The organism is Pseudomonas sp. LH1G9 (genome assembly GCF_002949975.1).
Lineage (GTDB): Bacteria > Pseudomonadota > Gammaproteobacteria > Pseudomonadales > Pseudomonadaceae > Aquipseudomonas > Aquipseudomonas veronii.
Genome location: NZ_CP026880.1, coordinates 784915 through 809051, shown reverse-complemented (window position 1 = coordinate 809051; position 24137 = coordinate 784915). Strand labels below are relative to the sequence as shown.

The 24137-nt window shown below is 58.9% G+C and carries 21 protein-coding genes, 1 tRNA gene and 3 pseudogenes; 8 read left to right on the top strand and 17 right to left on the bottom strand.

All coding sequences use genetic code 11. The features are described from left to right. Positions 1-242 precede the first annotated feature (242 nt). On the bottom strand, positions 243-1628 hold the full coding sequence (locus C5F70_RS03800; RefSeq protein ID WP_017845885.1) for a PLP-dependent aminotransferase family protein: 1386 nt from the start codon (positions 1626-1628) through the stop codon (positions 243-245). Between the two features lie 521 nt (positions 1629-2149). Here C5F70_RS03800 and C5F70_RS03795 point away from each other — a divergent pair. Beyond that, a pseudogene (locus tag C5F70_RS03795) lies at positions 2150-2934 on the top strand (sulfite exporter TauE/SafE family protein). A gap of 22 nt (positions 2935-2956) precedes the next feature. Further along, positions 2957-3709 carry an SDR family NAD(P)-dependent oxidoreductase gene (locus C5F70_RS03790; protein WP_017845883.1) on the top strand — a complete coding sequence of 251 codons (753 nt, stop codon included), beginning with the start codon at positions 2957-2959 and terminating at the stop codon, positions 3707-3709. Positions 3710-4045: 336 nt separating this feature from the next. On the opposite strand, the gene C5F70_RS03785 is transcribed toward C5F70_RS03790, so the two are convergent. Continuing rightward, positions 4046-4987 carry an aromatic alcohol reductase gene (locus C5F70_RS03785; protein WP_017845882.1) on the bottom strand — a complete coding sequence of 314 codons (942 nt, stop codon included), beginning with the start codon at positions 4985-4987 and terminating at the stop codon, positions 4046-4048. Positions 4988-5084: 97 nt separating this feature from the next. Here C5F70_RS03785 and C5F70_RS03780 point away from each other — a divergent pair, with 97 nt between their 5' ends. Together C5F70_RS03780 and C5F70_RS30950 are read left to right on the top strand one after the other, a co-directional pair. Beyond that, a complete protein-coding gene (locus tag C5F70_RS03780) occupies positions 5085-5498 on the top strand; it encodes a helix-turn-helix domain-containing protein (RefSeq protein WP_017845881.1) in 414 nt (137 codons plus the stop codon). A 121-nt stretch (positions 5499-5619) separates the two neighbouring features. Further along, positions 5620-5745: a hypothetical protein gene (locus C5F70_RS30950; RefSeq protein WP_256588354.1), complete on the top strand. Its 126-nt coding sequence runs from the start codon at positions 5620-5622 to the stop codon at positions 5743-5745. Between the two features lie 237 nt (positions 5746-5982). Here C5F70_RS30950 and C5F70_RS03775 read toward each other — a convergent pair whose 3' ends face one another. The 7 genes and pseudogenes from C5F70_RS03775 to C5F70_RS03745 form a co-directional block, all read right to left on the bottom strand. Next, a complete protein-coding gene (locus C5F70_RS03775; RefSeq protein WP_017845879.1) occupies positions 5983-6366 on the bottom strand; it encodes a hypothetical protein in 384 nt (127 codons plus the stop codon). Positions 6367-6869: 503 nt separating this feature from the next. Further along, complete coding sequence (locus C5F70_RS03770) at positions 6870-7883, bottom strand: IS110 family transposase (RefSeq protein WP_017845878.1); 1014 nt, start codon at positions 7881-7883, stop codon at positions 6870-6872. A 102-nt stretch (positions 7884-7985) separates the two neighbouring features. After that, positions 7986-8168: pseudogene (locus tag C5F70_RS31425) on the bottom strand (hypothetical protein); the annotation flags it as partial. Between the two features lie 40 nt (positions 8169-8208). Further along, on the bottom strand, positions 8209-8613 hold the full coding sequence (locus C5F70_RS03760; protein ID WP_046483935.1) for a hypothetical protein: 405 nt from the start codon (positions 8611-8613) through the stop codon (positions 8209-8211). Between the two features lie 253 nt (positions 8614-8866). Further along, entirely contained in the window at positions 8867-9577 is a 711-nt protein-coding gene (locus C5F70_RS03755; protein ID WP_017845875.1) for a ParA family protein, read from the bottom strand. Between the two features lie 122 nt (positions 9578-9699). Then, a tRNA-Asn gene (locus C5F70_RS03750) sits at positions 9700-9775 on the bottom strand. Positions 9776-9858: 83 nt separating this feature from the next. Next, complete coding sequence (locus C5F70_RS03745; RefSeq protein WP_017845874.1) at positions 9859-10743, bottom strand: LysR family transcriptional regulator; 885 nt, start codon at positions 10741-10743, stop codon at positions 9859-9861. Between the two features lie 101 nt (positions 10744-10844). Between C5F70_RS03745 and lldD the strand changes: the two genes are divergently transcribed. Continuing rightward, positions 10845-11987 (top strand): FMN-dependent L-lactate dehydrogenase LldD, encoded by a 1143-nt coding sequence (lldD, locus tag C5F70_RS03740; RefSeq protein WP_017845873.1) that lies wholly within the window; start codon positions 10845-10847, stop codon positions 11985-11987. 303 nt (positions 11988-12290) lie between these two features. Beyond that, on the top strand, positions 12291-13217 hold the full coding sequence (locus C5F70_RS03735) for a GGDEF domain-containing protein (protein ID WP_017845872.1): 927 nt from the start codon (positions 12291-12293) through the stop codon (positions 13215-13217). Between the two features lie 21 nt (positions 13218-13238). Here C5F70_RS03735 and C5F70_RS03730 read toward each other — a convergent pair whose 3' ends face one another. The 5 genes from C5F70_RS03730 to C5F70_RS03710 all read right to left on the bottom strand — a co-directional run bounded on the left by C5F70_RS03730 (position 13239) and on the right by C5F70_RS03710 (position 20012). After that, the gene (locus tag C5F70_RS03730; protein WP_186355089.1) at positions 13239-14009 is read right to left on the bottom strand and encodes a TenA family transcriptional regulator; all 771 of its coding nucleotides are present in this window, start codon (positions 14007-14009) and stop codon (positions 13239-13241) included. A 78-nt stretch (positions 14010-14087) separates the two neighbouring features. Beyond that, a complete protein-coding gene (locus C5F70_RS03725; RefSeq protein ID WP_079444414.1) occupies positions 14088-16550 on the bottom strand; it encodes an EAL domain-containing protein in 2463 nt (820 codons plus the stop codon). Positions 16551-16621: 71 nt separating this feature from the next. Continuing rightward, positions 16622-18439, bottom strand: coding sequence for an ABC transporter ATP-binding protein (locus C5F70_RS03720; protein WP_046382588.1), 1818 nt, complete (start codon positions 18437-18439; stop codon positions 16622-16624). Then, positions 18432-19034, bottom strand: coding sequence for a DsbA family protein (locus C5F70_RS03715; protein WP_169883702.1), 603 nt, complete (start codon positions 19032-19034; stop codon positions 18432-18434). The genes C5F70_RS03720 and C5F70_RS03715 overlap by 8 nt, the downstream gene beginning before the upstream one ends. 36 nt (positions 19035-19070) lie before the next feature. Further along, positions 19071-20012 carry a rhodanese-related sulfurtransferase gene (locus C5F70_RS03710; protein ID WP_017845867.1) on the bottom strand — a complete coding sequence of 314 codons (942 nt, stop codon included), beginning with the start codon at positions 20010-20012 and terminating at the stop codon, positions 19071-19073. 86 nt (positions 20013-20098) lie between these two features. Here C5F70_RS03710 and C5F70_RS30945 point away from each other — a divergent pair. Beyond that, positions 20099-20221 (top strand): annotated as a pseudogene (locus tag C5F70_RS30945) (outer membrane lipoprotein carrier protein LolA); the annotation flags it as partial. A 17-nt stretch (positions 20222-20238) separates the two neighbouring features. On the opposite strand, the gene C5F70_RS03705 reads toward C5F70_RS30945, so the two are convergent. Both C5F70_RS03705 and C5F70_RS03700 read right to left on the bottom strand, forming a co-directional pair. After that, positions 20239-20532 carry a BolA family transcriptional regulator gene (locus tag C5F70_RS03705; RefSeq protein WP_026139887.1) on the bottom strand — a complete coding sequence of 98 codons (294 nt, stop codon included), beginning with the start codon at positions 20530-20532 and terminating at the stop codon, positions 20239-20241. 6 nt (positions 20533-20538) lie between these two features. After that, entirely contained in the window at positions 20539-21057 is a 519-nt protein-coding gene (locus C5F70_RS03700; protein ID WP_010567461.1) for a DUF2059 domain-containing protein, read from the bottom strand. Positions 21058-21250: 193 nt separating this feature from the next. Here C5F70_RS03700 and C5F70_RS03695 point away from each other — a divergent pair, with 193 nt between their 5' ends. Beyond that, positions 21251-22639 (top strand): class II fumarate hydratase, encoded by a 1389-nt coding sequence (locus C5F70_RS03695; protein ID WP_046483948.1) that lies wholly within the window; start codon positions 21251-21253, stop codon positions 22637-22639. Positions 22640-23134: 495 nt separating this feature from the next. Here the strand turns inward: C5F70_RS03695 and C5F70_RS03685 are convergent, their stop codons facing one another. Beyond that, a complete protein-coding gene (locus tag C5F70_RS03685) occupies positions 23135-24091 on the bottom strand; it encodes a DMT family transporter (protein WP_017845864.1) in 957 nt (318 codons plus the stop codon). Positions 24092-24137 lie beyond the last annotated feature (46 nt).

Here is a 24137-nt window from a genome sequence, read left to right as displayed (position 1 = left end):
CATCCGACGATGGGCAGCTAGATCACAAGAACGCTAAAAAACCGCGAAGCCGAATGGGTGACTGGCCGCGCAAGGTTTTGGGCGAGTCGTATCATGACGGGACTAGGCTGACATCCGGCTTGCCAACTCTCGTGACAGAGAAGGTGAGCCGAGGAACGTCGCACGAGCGGCGCTCAATCTTGAGAGCGCAAAAGACCTCAAGACAATCGCCTTCAGGCCTCCCGCCGACCTCCCCACAACAATCAATAAAACAACCGCGGCTCCGGCGCAGCCAGCAGGCTGACCAACTTGGTCAACGCAAACCCCAACTCCGCACGGCTAGGGCCCATCAGGGCGATGCGTACCCCACGGGTGCTGGCGCTGCGCTGGGCCAGGAACTGGCTGCCACTGACCACGATCACGCCGTTGGCGCGCGCGAGGTTGGCGAACTCGTCGCTGGTCCAGGGCTCGGGCAATTCGAGCCACACATGGAAGCTGTTGGGTTGGGTGCGAATGTCGTACGAGCCCAGTAGCTGCCGCGCCAGGCGCTGGCGCTCCGCGGCTTCCTCCTGTTGCACACGCACCAATTGCGCCCCACGGCCACTGGTGATCAGGTTGCTGGCCAATTGGGCCATTAGCGGCGACGGCATCCACACACTGCTGCGCACCATGGACGACAGCCGCGATAGGGTTTGCGGCGGCGCGTACAGGTAACCGATGCGCAGGGCCGGTAGCAAGCTCTTGGACAGGCTGGTCAGGTATACCGAGCGCTCCGGGGCATAGGCCGACAACGGCTTGTGCGCGGGGCGTGTCTCAAGAAAGCCGTAGATATCATCATCGATGACGTACAGGTCAAACTCGCGGGCGATCTCGGCGATTTCCAGGCGACGCGATTCGGGCATGATCGAGTTGGTGGGGTTCTGGTGCGTGGCCACCGTCACCAGCAGCGTGGGCCGGTGCTCAATGCACGCGGCCCGCAGCGCCGCCGGCACCAGGCCGTACTCATCGACCTGCACCCCGTGCAGGCGACGACCCAGACTGTGGGCCAGGGAGATGATCCCTGGATAGCAATATTCCTCACACAAAATCATATCGCCGACGCTGGACAGGCCGCCGATGGCCACCAGCAAGCCGTGTTGGGCACCGGCCGTCAACACGATTTGTTGGGCGTTGGCGTCCGGCAGGCAGCGCTGCACCCACAACGCCCCGGCCTCCTTATGCACGGAATGGCCGCCGTCGGTGACGTAATCCAGGATCGACCCCAACTCGGGCGCCTGCGCCAACTCCTCGATTGCTCCTCGCAGCCAGTCGCTCATGCCGGCGTCGCAGGGCTTGATGATCGACAGGTCTATCTGCCCGGTATCTACCTTGGAGGCAACGCCGAGTCTGGCCACCGGCGCCAAGACACCGCGGGTCGGCAGCACGAATGTGCCCCGTCCCACTTCCCCGATCACCAGCCCTCGCTTGGCCGCCTCGTCGTAGGAGCGGCCTATGGTGCCCGGCGTCACTTTCAACGCCTCAGCCAGCTCCTTGAGGGTGGGCAGGCGCTCGCCCGCGGCCAAGTGCCCGGAAGCGATGTCACGCGCCAGTGCGTCGGCGATCATCAAGTAAACCGGCTGGCCATGGCCGCTGTATTCAGGAACCCACATAGGAACGACACCAGAAACAACTGAAGCGCGAAATCCTACCATGAAATTTTTCATAAGCGTAATCGCACAACAATCGACTCAATATTAGTCGATTCAAAACATTACACCGATCAAATACATGTCATTGATTTTCTACCGTAACACAAGACTTCAGCCGTCACCGCAAGGCAACGCGACCGAATTTTGCACGGAGCATCTGCGCCATCGCGGAGGGAAAGTGCAGTCCGGCAGCAGCTGCTGCAGATTTTATTGCCAATTAAAATCAATAAAATCATTAGGTTATGATCAGTCAAGCGAAACAATGTCAATTTAGGTATCAAAAACATATTGAGTCGATTTATTTCAAGGAATTAGAATGATTGCATCGATTCAATATTTTTTACCCATCCACATCAAAATATGGAACTTCACCTGAAATGGAAAGCGCAAACCTCAAGACCGCAGTCGACGCCACCACAGCCGCGCCGACCACCTTTACGAAGTCCTTTCCTGATCGCCACATTGACTAAACAGGTACCACCATGGAATTACTCGGATCGTTCTGGGCCCAGCACTGGATACTGGCCATCATGCTGCTGGGCACAATCGCTTTTGTCGCCGGCTTCGTAGACAGCATTGCCGGGGGGGCGGGCTGTTCCTAGTGCCTGGTTTCCTGCTGGTAGGGCTACCGCCGCAGGTAGCGCTGGGCCAGGAAAAGCTGGTCAGCACCCTAGGCACTCTGGCCGCCATCCGCAACTTCTTCGCCAACAGCAAGATGGTGTGGAAAGTGGCGCTGGTGGGCGTGCCGTTCGCGCTGCTGGGCGCTTACATGGGCGCCCACCTGATCGTGTCGATTTCCCCGGAAACCGTGGGCAAGATCATCCTGGCGCTTATCCCTCTTGGCATCTTGATCTTTCTCACGCCCAAGGACCGGCCGGTACAAGAGCACACACTCAGCAACCGCATGCTCTTCACCGTAGTGCCCCTGACCTGCTTGGTCATCGGTTTCTACGACGGCTTTTTCGGGCCGGGCACTGGCAGCATGTTCATCATCGCCTTCCACTACCTGCTGAAGATGGACCTGGTGTCCAGCTCGGCCAACTCGAAAAGCTTCAACTTCGCCTCCAACATTGGCGCGCTGGTCGCCTTCATTGTGGCCGGTAAGGTGGTGTACCTGCTGGCCCTGCCACTAGTGGCCTGCAACATCCTGGGCAACCACATAGGCAGCGCCCTGGCCATCCGTAAAGGCAACGATGTTGTGCGCAAGGTGCTGGTGCTTTCGATGCTTTGCCTGTTCGCCAGCCTTGGCGTGAAGTACCTGGCTTGATTCAACCCTCAAGGAGAACCTGATGAAAACTGCATTTGTGACCGGCGCTTCCGCTGGCTTCGGCAAAGCCATCTGCCGCGCATTGATCGCTGACAATTACCGCGTGATCGGCGGCGCCCGCCGCGCAGATAAATTGGCGGAACTGAAGCGCGAACTGGGCGAGCACTTCATTGCCCTGCCCCTGGACGTGACAGACGCCGCCTCGCTGGACGCGGCTTGCGAATCGATTCGCGACTCGTCGCTGCACATCGACCTGCTGGTGAACAACGCCGGCCTGGCACTGGGTATCGACCGCGCCCAGAGCGCCGATGCCAAGAACTGGGAACGCATGATCGCCACGAACGTCACCGGCCTGGCCATGGTCACCCACAAGCTGCTGCCGGCCATGGTGGAAGCTAACAACGGGCTGATCATCAACATCGGCTCCATTGCCGGCACGTATCCCTACCCGGGCGGCAACGTATATGGCGCCAGCAAGGCCTTCGTTAAACAGTTCAGCCTGAACCTGCGCGCAGACCTCGCAGGCACCAGGGTACGGGTCAGCAACATCGAGCCGGGGCTGTGCTCGGGCACGGAATTTTCACTGGTACGCCTGGCCGGTGACCAGGACGCGGTGAACGCGCTGTACCGCGACGTGGAGGCAATCCGCCCTGAGGATCTGGCCAACACGGTGGTGTGGATCGCAGGCCAGCCGCCGCACGTGAACATCAACTCGGTGGAAATCATGCCGGTAGCCCAGAGTTACGCTGCGCTGAACATCGCCCGCAACCTGTAGCCCGGGCATGCCGGTGGCTGGCACCAGGGCAGGGATTTATGCCGGGCCAAGCGTTGCTATAACGCGCCACTACCCATGAAGGAGTCTTATGGATACCGCGCGACACCGCCAATACCCTGCTCACTTTCCGGTAGTCGCTCGTGAGTGCAGCTTTACCTAGGCCGTGGCCAGGCGAAACGACTGCAGTGACTTTCATGGGGCTTACCTCTGAATCGAAGGATCAGAGACAGCTTCATGCAAATCACGCTGGGCGCTTTGGTTGTTGGGTCAACCCTGTCTAGTCCTGAAATAGGTGTAAACCTATTTCAGGACTAGACATCTGGCAGACCGCCCCATTCACTTCAGGTTCTGCTCAATCCAACCGGCCGTCGTCGTCAGATCAATACCGTGTGCGGCGTTGAAGGTCTGGCTCTTATCCCAAGCGACTCCTTTACCTTCAGCGAACACAGCTCGGTACTTGCTTAGCTGGTCATTCGGAGCAGCATCGAGATCGCTCTTCAATTTGGGAACGCTCCATTCGATGCGAGATACCGTGCGGTTGAGTCTTGCATCAATCGCATCCGCCAACTGTGCGTAGGTCAGAGTGTCTCCGGCCACGAAGACCACCTGATTGGCAAGGCGAGGCTTGGCGAACACAATCTTCGCCGTCAGCATCCCTATATCTTCTGGCGTAGTAACGGTGACCTGAGTATCCCAACTGCCTAGCGCATGAACAGTGTTTTTTGCCAGGTCAACCACGCCAAACGCCGGCTCGAACAAGAAGCTTGTAAACATCCCTGTGGAGACGATGATCCATTCGGTTGTGCGCTGCGCACGCAGTAGTTCACGGACCTCAAGTTGCTCATCAAACAAATCCTGCGCACTGCCTTTGCCAATCACGTCGTAGTCCACGCCAAACTGCCACGGCACGTAGCGTTTTACACGTGCCTGAAGCACAGCACGGGTGAGTTTCAGTTGGGTGCCGGCACCGGCGATAAAACCTACGCAACTGATGATCGTGTCGAATCGGGCGAAATGCTCGGCAAGTTCCTCAACTGAATCGTTAATGACGTCAGCCTGCAAAATGGATACGCCCAGCCCACGGAGTTCTTCAATGGCGTGCGCTTTAGAAGCGTCTTGAATCACGGCCGCCGCTGGACGCAGAAGCACGCTAAGACGAACGCCTGCATCCTTCTTGTTTGGCACAGCCCTGGCCAACTCGCGCAGCACGGACATGCCGAGTTCACCGGCCCCCAGCACCAGAATGTTGTCGGTTTCCACTGGTTTTGGCGCTTGCATGAATGTTCTCCAATGTGCAGATCAACGTGAGTGAGCGTTATCCTGTCACCATTGGAGCCTGCCCATAAGTAGGTACACGAGTGATCCTGGGGGGCGAATGGACAACGAAGAAATCATTAGGCAGTCGCAAGCTGCATGCGAAGCGCTCAGCGCAGAAGATGATGGTTTGAAGCGGGAAGTTCTCACCCATGCAGGTAATCGCTGGTCGCTGGGAATCGTCCACACACTAGGAGTGGAGGGACGGCTGCGGCATGCGGAGATAGCCAGGCGCATGAGTGGCGTGACGCAGCGGATGTTGACCCGCAGCTTGCGCCAGCTGGAAAGAGACGGCCTGGTTCTACGCCGGGATTACAACGAGGTGCCGCCACGTGTCGACTACGAATTATCCGAGCTGGGACGGGGCCTGCTAGCGCGGATGATTCCATTGTGGATGTGGGTAGCAGAGAACGCCGAAGGTTTTCGCGATGCTCGTATTCTCTACGATTCTGACATTTCGAATGATACTAAGTGACAGCTTCTGGCTGATCTCTGCCTGTCGCGACTGACAGTTTTACCCGGCCTGTCTTTGGTTGAAACGACTGCAGCGACTTTCATAGGGCTTACCTCTGAATCGTAGGATCAGAGACGCATTCATGCTGGTCACGCTGTGCGTTTTGATCGCCCTGGCGAAATCCAAGGCAAAAAAAAAGCCTGCATCGCTGCAGGCTTTTCTCTATCTGGCTTACGACCTGGACTCGAACCAGGGACCCAATGATTAACAGTCATTTGATCGCAACGGTGCCACGGAAGAACGTGGTAGAGATGTAAGGATACTGCATAGCGTGAGCCGCATGAGCGAGCACGCCAGGAAAGTTAGTCGTGTTGGATTAGCTTGTCAAAGCGTGGCAAAGCAATGAACTGCAGGAAAAGGAGGCGGCCGAAGTCAGCTCATGGACCGGCGCGCGCCCCTGTGTTTCGATGGCAGAACATTCACGTAAACACCACTCGGCCCAGCGTCACTGACGCGACTTGCAGCTTACAACTGAAAATCCTCGAGCAAGCACTTCAAACCCTGTGCCTCCATAGTCTTTCAGCCTGTATTTAACGCCCTCAAGCTGATCAGCTGAGACAGCTTCCATTTCAAGTTCGCTTAAGTAAAAACTTCCACACACATCAGGAACTTTTAAGCGACGAACCCCCGTAAACGCTAAAACAACTTCAAACTCCGACTGTTCAGACGCATAAAGCATCTCCAGACTAACCTTGTAAGTTTCAATTGCCTCTCCCGTATTTTCACGCTGCAAGCTGAGCCCCTGCATCAGATTTAGATTATAAAAATCAAAATCGGAAATAATGGAAAGCTTTTCAACGCCCTCAAAAGCCCTTTCAACTGCCCGCATATTTCCTCCTCGTCATCAGGACGCATATCAGGCCTGATCCCTTAGCATTCTAATATCTCTCCAAACCTGAAGCGGAGCAAAAGCAGCAAAAGGAGACACCCATTAGCCGGTCTCAAGTCAAGGCTAAAAGCCAACTCGCCCTGCAGCTTTTAACTGTAGGGTTTCCCTTTGTCTCAACCTGCTCGGTTGAACCCGTCGTACCCGTTTTCTCATCAATGGCTACGACCGAGTCGTGCCTGACACCCATATGGATCAAGCGGTAGCAACACAACACGCACCGCCCTGGCAGTGAACTGCCCCAGAGAAACGTTGGTACCGCCAATGTGTCCAAAACGTGTCACAGAACTGTGGCTCGTGCGCAAAGCGCACGTCCAGTCTTTACTGGCTCACTTAGCGGACGACCCGGTTACAACGCACTCAGGCAGTGATGATCGGACGCCACTCGGATTTTTGGCTCACGTCCAGTCCCCTTTCGGTTGCCCGATCATCACCTGACTCGCCCTTCAGGCGAAACAGCGTTTAGCGTCAAAAGGCTGCTTCTCCTTAAGGATGTGGTAGGTCGCTCGCGCTAGCTTGTGAGCCAGTGCTTTAGTCGCCACCACGCCATTGGTCTTGGCTTTCTTTTTCTCAAAAAAACGTTTGGCATCGTCACTAAATCGCCGCGCAAAATTGGCCGCTTCAATAAAGGCCCAGATCAGGTACGCGTTACCGTTTTTGGCGTTGCCTTCACCCTTCTTTTTGCCGTTGGAGTAGCGCGCACTTTTTACGCACCGAGCATAGGAGGCAAAGTGACCGACCTCTGCAAAACGTCCTATGTCACCGGTTTCCAACATGATGACTGTTGCCAGTACTTCACCGACGCTTGGCATCGTTTTTAGCAACAAATACTCAGGTCGTAATTTGGCCTGTTGAAGCAGTCGCGCTTCAAGCCCGGCGATCTGCGCTTCAAGCGTCTGGATGACCGCCACATTGGCGTTCATTGCCAAAGCCACATCTGTTGGCAGGCCCAGCCTGTCAACGGATGCGGCAGAAAAGCCTTTGATTTCATTGCAGCTAAAACCATGGCCGAACTGGCGTGCGGCAATGTTCTCGACAGCCAGGATATGCTGGGTTCTTGTGCGCACCAGTTGAATGCGTTTACGCGCCAAGTCTCTCAACGCACGCTCCTGAGGCGGATGAATATAGCCCGTCGGTAGAATCCCGAGTCGCAGCAAATGCGCGAGAAATACCGCATCATCCTTGTCGTCTGAATGCTTCAAACCGTCGTAGCGCCTCATCGCCACCGGGTTTGCCAGTTTAACGTCCATGCCCGCGGCCATAAGGCCATCGACCAGCCAATACCAGTTGTACGTCGACTCGACCACCACACCGACCAACTCGTCACGGTGTGGTTCGAGCAGTGAGAGGATCGGCGTGAGCTCATTGGGACAGCGTCGGCTCACCAAGACTCTGTCCGTTTCGTCGGTTACCACGACAACGCTGTTGTTCGAATGCAGGTCTATGCCACAGAATTTCATCACGGCCTCCTCAGCAAAAGTCTAAGTTCGCACGTTGAATTTTGCGCCACCTCCGTGAGGTGGGGAGGCCGGCCAGATGATTCTCAGTTTTATTTAAATTCCGATCAGGCCGCTGTTGGAAAGGTCGTTGCTGGAATTCGCCGACAGGTTATTGGTAGCACACGGCGCGCCGGCGTTAAGCAGATCTTCACCGGCTATCAGGTTCGGATTGTTACCGGCGATCAACCCGCCCCTCGGCGCGAGGCGATTGTCGGCCCGGGCTAGATAGAGCACCGGCACTAGGATTTGCGCGTCATCTACCTCGTTCTTCCTTTCTCCACAATTACTACTCACTTAACTTCTTAGCCAATGTAGTCTTCATTAGCTTTAACGTTCGATTCCCTTCCTTAAAACCCTCATTTAGAGCGAGTATGGCCTGCGACTTATCGAAAATATAGCCAGCTAAAAAAATTGATTCAATTGATTCAATTGCATGAATGACAACCGATTCCTCCTCAGCCTTTAGAAGCGCTAACAGAATACGCAGAGCCCGCTCATCATTCGAGTCCCCAAGGGACTCCGCGCACCGACCTCGCCACATTTCAGACTTCACTGAAAGCGCATACTCAAGTTCACCCCAACTCAAACTATCAAACTGAGAGATTTTGGAGGCTGCGATATCAATACCTACATCCGACCAATAATCTTCTGACCCTATCGAATCCAGCAAAAATTCATACTCTTTAAACATATTTCACCTATCAAAATTTCGTTGGATCCGTGCATCCTCTGCCACAAGGATAGCCAGCAGTAACGCGATCCCCCACCTTGATCACCTCAACTTTAACACCGTTAACTGTCGTTTGATGCAACGAGGCACCATCGGATCTAGTCGCGAGCGCCGGGCCATTTCCGGTAGCCCGAACAGCACTCATAGTTTGCGCTGTAGTGGTCTAATGAAACCGGACACCCATTTAGGCGAGAATGCTCGCCAGAACGAGGTGTCAGATGACCAAACAACGCCGTACCTTTTCCCCTGAATTCAAACGCGAGGCGGCCGGGATCGTGGTCTGGATCATCTGGACCTTCGGATGATCAGAAAAAGTTTCGGTTAGCGTGTGATAGATCAGGTTTGCATCGTTGGTTGCATCAAGCTTGTTGATCACGACATTCAACATTGGCGTCTCTGCACCCAGCGCTGCCAACGGCTCAAGATCTCGATAGAGCTGGAGCATTCCACGCTGAAACTCTCGTGCAGTCAGCATATCCGGGGTGATGGGCGAAATAGCCATTTGTGCCCCAAGCAAGGCCATCTCCAGCACGATGGAGCGAGCTCCTTGGGTATCGATCAGAATCAGATCAAAGTCCTGCTCGAAAGCCGGCAGCAGATTCTTGAGACGAAGGCGCCCGTCAGCAGCATGGAGCAACAAATTTCCCAGCTGATTGAACGGATCATTGGAATGGATCAATGAGAGATTAGGAATGCAGGTCTGCGAAATGACCTGGTCGGCCCGAGTCTCGTTATTCGCGATCAGTTGATAGGTTCCACCAGGCGCCTCATGCGATAGCGCATAGAATGAGGACAGAGACGGCTGATTATCCAGATCAATGAGCAGGGTGCGGATCCCTGCATCGGCGCAGAACGCGCCCAGATTGACGCCGACCGTGGTTTTACCCGGCCCGCCTTTGGTTGAAACGACTGCAGCGACTTTCATGATATTTACCTCTGAATCGTAGGATTAGAGACGCATTCATGCTGGTCACGCTGTGCGCTTTGATCACCCCGGAAAAATCCAAGGCAAAAAAAAGCCTGCATCGCTGCAGGCTTTTTCCTATCTGGCTCCACGACCTGGACTCGAACCAGGGACCCAATGATTAACAGTCATTTGCTCTACCAACTGAGCTATCGCGGAATTCAGCGTATGTTACTGATTAAAAAGGACAAGTCAAGCACTACCTGGCATTGCCGAACGCAATCGGATAACCCGTTCGGCTTTTACCCTGCGTGGGCCATTTCCTTGGCCAGGTCCAGCCAGGCGCGCGCTGCAGGTGGCAGGTGGGCGCTGGCGCGCCAGGCCAGGGCGATGTGCCAGTCGGTGTGGGGTTCGTCCAAGGGGATCAGGGCGATGCCGGCGTGCTGGTGCTTGTGCGCGAGCATGCGTGGCAGGAAGGCGACGCCCAGCCCTGCCGCCACCAGGTCGACGATGAAGTCGATCTGCCCACTACGGGCGGTGACGCGGGGCATCACGCCCTTGCGTTCGCAGGCGGCGAGGATTAATGCGTTCAGGGCAAAACCGGCTTCGAACAGAATGAACGGTGAATCCGCGAGGTCGGTGAAGTCGATGCGCTGGCGCCGCGCGAGCGCATGGCTCATGGGCAGCACGGCCATCAGCGGCTCATTGCGCACGGGCTGGTAGTCGAAGCCATCGTCTACCGGCAGCAACAGGGCCGCCAGGTCGACCTCCCCGGCTTCCAGACATTCGTGCAGTTTTTTGCTGCCGTGCTCGGTGAGTTCGATATCGATGTCCGGGTAGCGGTTGCGGTAGGTGGCGAACATAGACGCGAACAACACGCCGCATCCCACCGGCGGCAGGCCGATGCGCAGCACGCCGCGCTTGAGGTCGCGCAGGTCGTTGATCTCGGCGACCAGATCGCTGCGTTCGGCGAGCAGCACCAGGGCGCGGCGGTAGGCAATTTCGCCTGCGGCGGTAAGTTCGTTCTTATGCCCAAGACGATTAAGCAGCGGCGCGCCCAGTTCTTCTTCCAGGGTCTTGACGGCCTTGCTCACCGTCGACTGGGTCAGCGACACCACCTGCGCCGCCTGGGAAAACCCGCCCTGGCGCACCACCTCGACGAAGACACGCAGTGTTCTCAGGTTCATCGGTATTCCTTTTGCGACTGGGCACTAGCGATAAAAGTTGTTTTTATCATGCCAGAAGTTTGCTTACCGTAACCCCCCTTTGCCCTGTGGAGTCACTGCTCATGATCATTTCGTCGGCATCCGATTACCGTGCCGCCGCCAGGCGCAAGCTGCCGCGCTTCCTGTTCGACTACATCGACGGTGGCGCCTACGCCGAACACACGATGCGCGCCAACAGTTCGGACCTGGCCGAGATCAGCCTGCGCCAACGCATTCTGCGCAACGTGGATAGCCTGAGCTTGAAGACCACGCTGTTCAGTCAGGAACATGCCATGCCGATCATCCTCAGCCCCGTTGGCTTGACCGGTATGTACGCACGGCGCGGCGAGGTGCAGGCGGCCAAGGCGGCGGCCAACAAGGGGATTCCCTTCTGTCTGTCGACGGTGTCGGTGTGTTCGATCGAGGAAGTGGCGTCGCAAAGCGCGCAGTCGATCTGGTTCCAGCTCTATGTGCTCAAGGACCGCGGCTTTATGCGTAACGCGCTGGAACGGGCGCAGGCCGCCGGGGTGACGACGCTGGTGTTCACCGTCGATATGCCGACGCCGGGCGCGCGTTACCGCGACGCACACTCGGGCATGTCCGGGCCGTATGCCTCGGCGCGCCGGATGCTGCAAGCCGTCACCAAGCCACAATGGGCCTGGGATGTCGGCGTGCTGGGCCGCCCGCACGACCTGGGCAATATCTCCAAGTACCTGGGCAAGCCCACCACCCTCGAAGATTACGTCGGTTGGCTGGCCAACAACTTCGACCCGTCGATCAGTTGGAAAGACTTGGAGTGGATACGCGAGTTCTGGAAAGGCCCGATGATCATCAAGGGCATCCTCGACCCGCAGGACGCCAAGGACGCAGTGAGCTTCGGCGCCGATGGTATCGTGGTCTCCAACCATGGCGGCCGCCAGTTGGACGGCGTGCTCTCCACCGCCAAGGCACTGCCGCCCATTGCCCAGGCAGTCGGCGATGACCTGACGGTGCTGGTGGACTCCGGCATCCGCTCCGGGCTCGACGTGGTACGCATGCTCGCCCTGGGCGCCAAGGCATGCCTGTTGGGACGTTCGACCGCCTATGCGTTGGCCGCCGATGGCCAGCACGGGGTGGAAAACCTGTTGGATATCTTCGCCAAGGAAATGCGTGTGGCCATGACGCTGACCGGCGTGACGTCGATCGAGCAGATCGACGCCACCACGCTGGTTCAGTACGGCGGGTAAACCGCCGTCACCTGCCAAATAACTGACATCCTTTCGCCATGGCTGTTTTTTACCCCATAAACAGCCTTTGATTTATAAGGATTTTATTAAAAATAAAACAAAGTGGCATGAATCTCGCTCTAGCCCTTTCAAGCAGGTTAAGCGATGACAAGACGTGTGGCAGTGCCCAAGGGTTATAACCCCTGGCAAAGCGGTTTAAACTGTTTCCAATGTTTTACGGAACTGAAGGAACAGTAAGACGCTTGGCACTCGCCACTCTCATCGAGCCTGTAAGACAGCTAAGTGCTTAGAGGCCGACTGCTTATGAAAACCCCGCCCCAGCTCCACGCAATTGACTTCGACAGTGCCAAATTGCAACGCCTGGGCTTTAGTCAGCCATCCCCTCTCTCGCACCGCCCCACCACGGTTGCTCAACTGCGCCAACAACTGGGCCTGCAACTGCAGACCAGCCTGGAACCGCAACGCATCCTCGGTCTGTTCTTTCGCGAGATCCAGCGCCTGGTGCCCCTGGACGCTCTGCACTACAGCCATCAGGCCAGTGACCTGCGCCTGGAATTCGGCCATCGCGGCCATCATTCGGTGAGCTACGCCTTGAGCCATGAAGGCGAACATCTGGGCGAGCTGGTATTCCGTCGCAACCAACGCTTGATGGAAGAAGAACTGAGTCAACTCGAATCGCTGCTGGCCACCCTGCTCTACCCGATGCGTAACGCCCTGCTCTATCGCGCCGCGACCCGCAGCGCCCTGCGTGACCCGTTGACCGAAACCGGCAACCGCATCGCCATGGACCAGACCCTGCAGCGGGAAATCGACATGGCGCGACGACACTCGACCCCGTTGTCCCTGCTGATGCTCGACATCGATCACTTCAAACGCATCAACGACACTCACGGCCACGCGGCCGGCGACAAGGTACTGCGCGCCGTGGCTGCGTCGATCAAGGGCCAGTTGCGCAATGTGGACATGGTGTTCCGCTTTGGCGGGGAAGAGTTCCTGATCCTGCTCTCCAACACCGGCCGGGATGCGGCGGCGGTCGTCGGCGAGCGCCTGCGCCAGGCGGCACAGGCCCAGGAATATTGGGCGGATGACATACGCATCGATCTGACGGTGAGCCTGGGCTGCTCGACGTTGTTGCCTGCCGAGTCTGCCGAAAGCCTGTTGCGTCGGGCCGACAGCGCCTTGTATGTGGCCAAGCGCGAAGGTCGCAACCGCTTGGCAATGGCGGGGTAAACCCCCGCCACGCGTTTCACATCACGCTTCGCTGGCGACGCGCACCAGGCGCTCGCGAACAGGCGCGGCCGCCGGTTTGTCTTTCTCCAGGCGCATGCAGTTTTCCAGGAACAGGTACATGTAGTTGTAGCTCTTGCACACGGCCTGGCGCAGCTCTGCCTGCAGTTGTCGGCTGGGGTTCGTACCGGCCAGGGTGCAGACGATTTCCAGCGCTTCCCAAGGGTGGGCGTCGTCGTACTGGGCATGCATCTTCAGCCACTTCATCGCGCGCTTGCGGTCTTCCTCGGGGAAGGCTGCCGCATAAACGCCGGTGGAGCACACCAACGCGGACCACTCCCCCGTCGCGCCCTCGATAGCATAGTTGGTGGCGGCGATCGCAACGATCAACGAATCGGCCGAACTGGTGTGCCAGCACCAATGGCTCAGTGCATGCAATTCCGGGGGTACGTTCTGTGCTTGCAGGTCTTCGAGGCTGACGCCGTGGGCGCGGGCCCAATGCAGCCAGTAATCGGCGTGGTTCAATTCCACCCGAATATTGCGCATCAGCCAACGCCGCGCCATATCCTCGCCAGGATGACGGGCAAACTTGGTCTTGGTGAGGTTCTGTGCCATATATAAGGCAAACTGTTCGACCACCGGCCAGCCACCGATCAGGTATTGGCGCATGGTCTTGGCGCTCAGCGTGTTATCACGCATGCGCTGATACAGTTCGTGTTCGACAACTCGGCGCTTGCTCTCGCTACAGTCCTGGATCAATTGCTGAGCCCAGGCGGGGTAACTCGAGGCTTCCATAAGCGGGCCGGTTCGGTTGAAGGTGTCGATCACTGTAAGGCTCCTTTTTAAGTGTGATTGTACAGACCAGCAAATGTTTCAGCGGAATGTGCCGGGCGCCTTGAATAACAGAGGCTGCGGCCGCACAGGTCGACACTGCAAACTATCAAAGGTAAACAATTGCGGGCGTTCAATCACATAGCCCTGAGCGTAATCCACACCAATCTCAAGCAATGCCTGTTCGATGTGCGGCGTTTCAACAAACTCAGCAATTGTGCGCTTACCCATGACGTGGCCGATGTGGTTGATCACTTCGACCATGGCGCGGTTAATCGGGTCGTCCAGCATATCCTTTACGAAACTTCCATCGATCTTCAGGAAGTCTACAGGTAAATGTTTCAGATAAGCGAATGAGGACATTCCGGCGCAGAAGTCATCCAGTGAGAAATGGCAACCTAAGGCTTTGAGTTCATTAATAAAGCGAATCGCACTGCCCAAATTGGCAATAGCGCAGGTCTCAGTTATTTCAAAACAAATCATTTCTGGCGGAACACTGTAAGCCGCGAACTTCTCGCGCAAAAAACCGAGAAAAGCGTCATCACCAATCGTTATGCCTGACAGATTAATCGCACACATTGCCATGGGCCGGCCCGGGCGCTCATGCATGCAACGGGCAATCAGGTTGAACACGTTGTCCACCACCCAGCGATCCAGGGAACTCATCAACCCGTAACGTTCGGCGGCCGGAATGAAACTGTCGGGCAGAATGATGCGGCCGGCCTCGTCATGCAGGCGCAGGAGGATTTCAATGTGCCCATTGTCGGCGTCGGTGGGCCCCAGGGGCGCGATTTCCTGGGAGTACAGGCAAAAGCGGTTTTCTTCCAGGGCCATGTGCAGGCGCTGCACCCAGGCCATCTCGCCAAAGCGCAAGGACAGCTCGGAGTCGTCCGCGTGGTAGACCTGCACGCGGTTGCGGCCCTTTTCCTTGGCCATATAGCAGGCCATGTCGGCGGCGCGCAGCGATGTTTCCAGGGTGGTCGGCACCTGGGAGATATGCACCAGGCCAATGCTGACGGTGGTCATGAACGGCCGGCCCTTCCACACGAAATGCAGGTTCTGCACCGTGTGGCGCAGGCTTTCGGCGATTTTTTCCGCCACCGACGCCGGGCAGTTCTCCAACAGGATGCCGAACTCGTCGCCCCCCAGTCGCGCCAGGGTGTCACCTTCACGCAGATCCGATTGCAACAGTGCGCAGATATGCCGCAACAGCTCGTCGCCTGCCGCATGGCCGCAGGTGTCGTTGACCAGCTTGAACTGGTCCAGGTCGAGGAACATCAAGGCATGCCGCCCGCTGTGCTCACGCGCGACCTGTTGCAGCACCTGTTCCAGGCGGAACTCGAACTCGCGACGGTTGGCCAGGCCGGTCAACGCGTCATGGGTCGCTTGCCACGACAGGTTGGCGATGTACTGACGTTCCTGGGTCATGTCGTGCAGCACCAGCACCGCGCCGCTGACTTTGCCGGCGCTGCGGATCGGCGCGCCCACCAGGGTCACCGAAACAGTGCTGCCGTCCAGACGCTGGATGGTTTTGGAGTGTTCGCTGCCGCCGCTCAAGCGGCCCTTGGTGATGTGCTCGATCAGCGCAAAACCATCGGGCTGAGCATTTTCATCCAGCAGGTTGAACAGTGCCGCCAGGGGCAGGCCCTGGGCATGGGCCGACGTCCAGCGCGTCAGGGCCTCGGCGGCCGGGTTCATGTAGGCAATGGCGCCATCGACATCGGTAGTGATCACCCCATCGCCGATCGACTCCAGGGTGATCTGTGCCCGCTCCTTCTCCACTTGCAGGGCATCGGCGAACGCGTGCCGCTGCGCCAACAACTTGTGGGTACGCAGCAGCGCCAGGGCGATCAGGCACAAGGCCGTGGCCAGGTTGGTGATCAGCAACAGCCGCAGGACGACGCGCGAGCCTTCACCCAAGGCATCGCTGAACGCCTTGGCCGCCGGCGTCACGCCGTCGTTGATGGCAAAGATATGCGCCTTCCATTGCCGCACATCGTCGTCATGGACCTGACCCGCGGTGATCGCCCGGTGCATCGACCGGGCCAAATCATCCAGCTGGACCAGGTAGCCATCGCCCACGGTCCACAGTTCGATGGCTTTCTCCAGGTAGCTGAAATGGCGAAAGTTGAGGTACAGCCAGATCACGCTGGAGACGTCGTCCGGGTGGTTGCCACCCTTGATGATCCCCTCGCGCGCCGCCTTGAGGTCGGGGGCGGGACGGTCCAGGGCGACACGCAGTTCATGCCCGCCCTGGGGCACGGCAATGGCTTGCTGGTATTTGAGGTAGGTGGCTTCGTCGCGATTATCGGCGTACAGCGTCAGATAGTAGATGGCGTCTTTCTGGCCCTTGGACCACAGGCTTTCGCCGCCCACATAGACGCGCACCGCTGAAAGCACATACAGACTGACACAGCCTAATAATGCCTGGAACAATACGACGGCAATAAAGGGCCAGACAATGCCCAACAACCTTGGCGTTCCGAGAGTCCGCTTCTGCTTCATGAAGTCCCTTGCACATGCACAGCTGAATACGCACGCGAACATCCGCTCCTAATAGCACAGCGTAGGCTAAATCAACGCACTTGTTGCAAGTGCCCGTAAAGTTTGGCGTACAAGCCACCCTCCGCGATCAGTTGCTGATGGTCGCCGTCCTCGGCGATATGCCCACCGTCGAACACCAGCACCCGATCAGCTTGTTTCACCGCCGAAAGCCGATGGGCAATAATCAGTGTAGTCCGCCCACTGAGAAACCGCGCCAACGCCTGGTGCAGGTTGTACTCGGTGGCGGCGTCCAGGGCCGAGGTTGCCTCATCCAGGATCACCACCTTCGGCTCGGCCAAGACCATGCGCGCAATCGCCAGGCGTTGGCGCTGGCCGCCGGAAAAGCGCACGCCAGAGCGCCCCACCACACTGTCCAGGCCCAGAGGCAACGCCTTGACGGTCGCCTCCAACTGGGCGATTTCCAGGGCCTGCCAACACGCCTGGTCACTGCGGTTGCGGCCCATGGTCAGGTTGGCACGCACGGTATCGTTGAACAGCGCGGGGTGTTGCAGCACCACCGCGACGTGCTCGCGGATGGTCTCCAGGCCGATTTCCTGCTGGGTTGCACCACCGAAACGAATACTGCCGGCCTGCGGTGTATACAACCCCAGCAGCAGTTGCACCAGGGTACTTTTACCGCCGCCGCTGGCGCCGACAATCGCGACCTTCTCACCAGGTTCGATGCTGAGGTTCAACTGGTCGAGCACCCGCTCTTCGCCATAGCCGAACGTCAGGCCACGCACGTCGATGCCGACCGTTTCGCGCCCAGTGAACGGGTCTGCGCCGCCGACATATTGCGGCTCATCGGCACGGGCGAGCAGCTCGTTGATCCGCGTCAGCGCCCCGCCCGCCGCGTAGTAGGCATATTGCAGGTTCAACAACTGCTCCACCGGGCCGATCATGAACCACAGGTAGCTGAACACGGCGAGCATCTGGCCGATGGACAGGTCGGAAAACAGCACGGTGAGCATGGCCGCCGCGCGAAAAATATCGATCCCGAACTGGAACAGCAAACCGCTGGCGCGGCTGGAGGCGTCGGTTTTCCATTGGGAGTGGATAGCATAGTCACGCACTTCCTGGGCGCGCTGGCCGAGGCGCCCGAGGAAAAAGCCCTGGCGATTGCCGGCACGCACTTCCTGGATGGCGTCGAGGGTTTCGGTCAACGCCTGGGTGAAGCGCGAAGTGCTGTCGTTTTCCAGTTTTTTCAGGTGTTTGACGCGCTTGCCCAACTGCACCGTGGCATAGATCACCAGCGGGTTGAACAGCAGGATCAGCAACGCCAGTTGCCAGTGCATCCACACCAGAATCGCCGAGGTGCCGACCAGGGTCAGCATGGCCACCAGGAAACGGCTGAGGGTTTCGCCGACGAATTTGTCCAGCGTGTCCAGGTCGGTGACCAGGTGCGTGGTGACGGTGCCGCTGCCGAGGCTTTCGTACTCGCCGAGGGAAATACGCTTGAGCCGCTCGATCAGACGCACGCGGATGCGGTAGACGATGTCCTTGGCCAGCCGCGCAAACAAGCGCGCCTGCACCACGTTGAACACCAGCGCACCACAGCGCAGGGCCAGCGTCACCAGCAGCATCAGGCCGATATAACCGGCGGCTTTCTGCCAGCCCAGGGGCAGCGCGTGGTTCATTACCTTGAGCGCGGCATCGCCATGGCCCAGCAGCACTTCGTCGACCAGCAAGGGCAACAACAGGGGGATGGGCACGCTGCACAGGGTCGCCAGTACGGCGACACCATTGGCGATCCACAGGGATTTCTTGTGACGCAAGGCCAGGCGGCGGATTTCCGCCCAGGTCAGTCGATCGACGCGGTGGGAGGGCTCTGTGTCAGGCTGATCAGGCACAGGCGGCTCGCTCCAGCCAGCGACCGAGCAGCGGCGACAGCTCGGACAGCGGCTGGTAGCCATTGGTCAGCAAGGCCAACTGGCCATTGCGCTCGGCCAGCAACGTCGGAAAACCGGCGATCCCCAAATCCTGCACCCAGGTGAAATCGGCAGCGGTGGCGGCGTGCTGCTCGGCGCGGTCAAACGCCCCGGCGAACTCGATACGCGGTATGCCGGCTTTTTCCGCCAGCTCCACCAGAATACTGGCGAGGGTCACGTCGCGCCCCTCGACATAAAACGCATGCTGGATCAGCCCCAGCAGCTTCCACGCGCAATCCGGCGCCAGGCTGCGCGCGGTGACGATGGCGCGGCACGCCGGCTCAGTGTCGTAGACAAAACCGTCGGGCAGCGCGCCTTCATGCTTGAACGTCTGCCCGGTGGCGTCGGTGACCGCCTGCCAGTGTTCCAGGATATAGCGCCGGGTCGACGGGTCCAGCGCCGCGCCGCTGCCGGTGCGCAAGCCGCCCACCACCAGGTGCAGCTCCACGCCGGCCGCCCGGGCCTGCTCGACCAACGCCTCGGCTACCGGAGCAAAGCCCCAGCACCAGGAACACATCGGGTCCATTATGTAGAGCAGGCGCGCGGACATGGTTCAGGCCTCGGAAGGGGTTTGCTTGTAGTTGTAGCCAATCGGGTGCGGCATATTGCGAGCCTTGGCCAATTCAATCTGCTTTTGCCGGTCGATCGCGCTGCGACGGGTTTTCTCCGGCAGCTTATCCCAGCAATGCGGGCAACTGATGCCTGCCACGTAGTGCTCGGATGCGCGGTCTTCCACACTAACCGGTGTGCGACAGGCATGACATTGATCGTAGTCGCCTTCGCTCAAGTCGTGGCGCACAGTGACGCGGTTGTCGAACACAAAGCAGTCGCCCTGCCATTTGGTCTCGGCCTGCGGCACCTCTTCGAGGTACTTCAGGATGCCGCCCTTGAGGTGGTAAACCTCATCGAAGCCTTCGCTGAGCATATAGCTGGAGGCCTTCTCGCAACGAATGCCGCCAGTGCAGAACATGGCGACTTTCTTGTGCTTGGCCGGGTCGAAGTTGGCTTTGATGTAGTCGGGAAATTCGCGAAAACTGGTGGTTTTCGGGTCGATCGCGCCTTCAAAGGTGCCGATGGACACCTCATAGTCGTTACGCGTATCGATCAACAGCACTTGCGGGTCGCTGATCAGCGCGTTCCAGTCCTGCGGCTCGACATAGGTGCCGACTTTTTTGTTCGGGTCGACGCCTTCGACGCCCAGGGTCACGATCTCTTTCTTGAGCTTGACCTTGGTGCGATAGAACGGCTGCTCGTCGCAGTACGACTCTTTGTGGTCGATATCGACCATGCGCGGGTCGTTCTTCAGCCAGGCCATCAAGCCATCAATGCCTTCGCGGCTGCCGGAAACGGTGCCGTTGATGCCTTCTTCGGCGATCAGCAAGGTGCCTTTGATGCCGTTGTCGACCATCGCCTGCAGCAGGGGCTCGCGCAGGGCGACGTAATCTTCAAGGGTGACGAACTTATACAGTGCCGCCACGACAATCGGTTGAGTCATGGGTGTTCTCTCCAGGTGGCTACCCTCGTAAGGGGTGAACCGGATGCAAAAAAAACGCGCCGGCTAAGCGGCGCGTTGCGGATTCTATCAGGGATGAACCGTTAACTGTAGGAGCGAGCTTGCTCGCGAAGGTCGTGAACGATGACACGGATAACCTGACGCCCAGCGGCGCTCTGAGTTTTTTCGCGAGCAAGCTCGCTCCTACAGTAGATTCAACATCAACCCGTCAATGGCCGCCAGCGCAGGTCGGCGAGGCCGGGGCTGCGTCGGTTTTCGCCCATTCCTCAGGCGTATAGGTATGCAGCGCCAGCGCATGAAACTCGCTCATCAGGTCACCCAGGGTGGCGTAGACCTTCTGGTGGCGCTTGACGCGGTTAAGCCCTTCGAACTGCTGGCTGACCAGCACGGCCTTGAAGTGGGTCTGCAACCCACGGCTGTGCATGTGGCTTTCGTCCAGCACGCTCAGGTGGTCCGGGCCCAGGGCGGCAAGCGCCGTTTCGATACGCTGTTGCATGGTCATTCCTGCTTACTTCTTCTTGGCCGGTGCGGCGGCTTTAGGTGTCAGCTCGTTGGTCATGTCTTCCAACAACTTGTTCACCACCGGCACGGCGCTTTCCAGCTTGGCCTGGGTCATCTGGGCCGATTGCTGGGTCAGTTGCGGCATTTTTTCCAGGACTTTCTTGCCCAGCGGCGACTGGTAGAAGGCAACCAGATCCTTGAGTTCGGATTCGCTGAAGTTGCTGGTGTAGAGCTTGACCATGTCCGGTTTCAGTTTTGGCCAGCCGATGGCCTGGTCCAGGGCGGCGTTGGCCTTGGCCTGGTAGCTGTCCAGTACGGACTGCTTGGCGGCAGGCGCTTTGGTCTGTTCGAAACGCTGGGCGAACATTTGCTGCACTTGCATGTACACCGGGGTCCCCAGCTTGTCAGCGTGGGCCAGGGTAAGGAAGGCTTCGGCACTGGCGTTGTGGCTGGCGGTATCGGCAAAAACCTGGCCGCTGGCGCAAACCAGAGCAACCGCGGTACAGATGGCACGAAGACGAGTCATCAAGTTTCCTTTTCTAGCAGGCGAGGTAAGACCCCAAGGGCGCCCATTCTGCGCCTAAAAAACGCCATGGCTCAACCCCACCGCTTGTCAGGCATGGATTTGCGGTGGATGAATCCGATGAAACGGCTTTTATGGAACCCCCAGGGCCGATCACGGCCTAAACTGCGCAAACGAACCTGAAGGAGTGTGCCCGATGAGCCGTATCGAAACCGACAGCCTGGGAGAAGTCCAAGTCCCGGATGATGCTTACTGGGGCGCGCAGACCCAACGCTCGCTGGTGAACTTCGCCATCGGTGAGCAGCGCATGCCCCTGGCGGTGTTGCACGCCCTGGCCCTGATCAAGAAAGCCGCCGCCCGGGTCAACAGCCGCAACGGCGACCTGCCCGCCGACATTGCGCGCCTGATCGAACAGGCCGCCGACGAAGTGCTCGACGGCCAGCATGACGACCAGTTCCCGCTGGTGGTGTGGCAGACCGGCAGCGGCACCCAGAGCAACATGAACGCCAACGAAGTGATCGCCGGGCGTGCCAACGAGCTGTCGGGCAAGACGCGCGGCGGCAAGAGCCCGGTGCATCCGAACGACCATGTGAACCGCTCCCAGAGTTCCAACGACTGCTTCCCCACCGCGATGAGCATCGCGGCGGTGCAGGCGGTCAACCAGCGACTGTTGCCAGCGATCACGCACCTGTCCGGCGGGCTGGCGGAATTGTCGGCGCGGCATATGAAGCTGGTGAAGACCGGTCGCACCCACATGATGGATGCCACGCCGATCACCTTTGGCCAGGAACTCTCGGCGTTCATCGCCCAGCTCGATTACGCCGAACGCGCGATCCGCAGCGCCCTGCCCCAGGTGTGCGAGCTGGCCCAGGGCGGCACCGCCGTCGGCACCGGGCTCAATTCGCCCCACGGCTTTGGCGAGGCGATTGCCGCCGAGCTGGCAGCCTTGTCGGGTTTGCCGTTCGTGACCGCACCCAACAAATTCGCCGCCCTCTCCGGCCACGAACCGCTGGTGACGCTGCACGGCGCCCTGAAAACCCTGGCCGTGGCCCTGATGAAAATCGCCAACGACCTGCGCCTGCTCGGCTCCGGCCCGCGCGCCGGGCTGGCGGAAGTCAAACTGCCGGCCAACGAACCGGGCAGCTCGATCATGCCCGGCAAGGTCAACCCGACCCAGTGCGAAGCGCTGTCGATGCTCGCCTGCCAGGTCCTGGGCAACGACGTGACCATCGGCATTGCCGCCAGCCAGGGGCATTTGCAGTTGAACGTGTACAAACCGGTGATCATCCACAACCTGCTGGAATCGATCCGCTTGCTGGCCGACGGCTGCAACAACTTCCAGGAACACTGCATCACCGGCCTCGAGCCCGACGCCGAACAAATGGCCGCGCACCTGGAACGCGGGCTGATGCTGGTGACCGCGCTCAACCCACACATCGGCTACGACAAATCGGCGCAGATCGCCAAAAAGGCTTACGCCGAAGGCCTGACCCTGAGGGAAGCCGCGCTGGCCCTGGGCTACCTCACCGACGAACAGTTCGACCAATGGGTACGCCCGGAAAACATGCTGGAGGCCGGACAATAAGCGCATAGCACGTGCTTTTGCTTTGCTCTTGATCTTGCTCTTGATCTGCTTTTGATCTTGATCTTAGGCGCCCCGTTAAACCACGCTGGCCGAACGCAGGTTTGAATCCGTGGGTAACCCGGCAGGACGCCGGGTTAGCCGTCCTGGGCCATGGATGGCCCATGACGGCGGCCCACGGATTCAAGCCTGCGTTCGGGCACACCGAGCCTAGGCGAGGTGCCGAGTGGTGGGGCAAGAGCCCTTTTGGTTACTTTTGGGGCTCTTTTCCAAAAGTGACCCGCTGTAAGAGCGGAACCCATAGCAGCCGTTACCAAAGAAACGGATATGTACTCAACCCAAAAAAATGGTCGGCCCAGAGGCCGCCATCGGGGGCAAGCCCCCTCCCACATTTAGAACGAGGTGAACCTGTTGGATATGTATCGGCTGTCAGGCCGCCATCGCAAGCCCGCTCCCACACTTAGGCCCGCGTACACCCGATAAAAACACCTGGGCCAATCAAGACACCAACCGCGCCCGCCGCGCCTTGAGCCCCGCAAACAACGACGGCGCCAACGCCACGGTCGCCGACCCCAACACCACCACCAACGCCCCCACATACCCCAGCGCATTGATCTCTTCAGCCTGCACAAAATCCGGCCACCACCACGCCGCCAGGGCCACCGCCACAAACGTCACCAAGGGCGTCAGCGCCAGGGTCGCACTCACCCGCGAGGCTTCCCAATGGGCCAGGGCCTCGGCAAATGCGCCGTAGGCCACCAGCGTGTTCATGCAGCACGCCAGCAGCAGCCAGCCTTGCAGCGGGCTCAGTTGCAGGGCCTCCAGCGGATGCGCCCAAGGCGTGAGCAACACCGCGCACGACAGGTAGATCACCATCATCACCTGCAGCGAATTCCACACCGTCAGCAATTGCTTCTGGCCCAAGGCGTAGAACACCCAGATAGTAGTGGCGAGCAGAACCGTCAGTACCCCGGCGGTGTAGGTGCCCAGGGACGTCAGCAACTCCACCAGACGCTGGTTGAAGAACAGGCCAAAGCCGATGACCAGCACCACCAGGCCCAACACCTGGCCCAGGCTGAAGCGCTCTTTAAACACAAACACGCTGGCGACCATCAGGAAGATCGGCCCCATCTGCACCACCAGTTGCGCCGTGCCGGGGCTGAGCATGTTCAGACCCACCAGGTACAGCACGTAGTTGCCCACCAGCCCGCACACGGCCATCGCCACCAGCCAACCGCGGCGCGGCCCGAGCACGCGCAGGCTGGGCAAGCGCTTGACGGCGGCGAGATAGACGAACAGGCAACTGCCGGCGACCGTCAGGCGAAACCAGGTGACGGTGATCGGGTCCATCACCTGCAACACTTGTTTGAGTTTGACCGGAAGAATGCCCCAGAGCAGCGCGGCCAGCAGGGTCAAGCAAAAGCCATAGACCCAGCGGCCGGAAGAGATGTGCATGAGTGCCCCAGAAGCCAGAGGAAGTGGAACCGGCATTCTAGGGGCA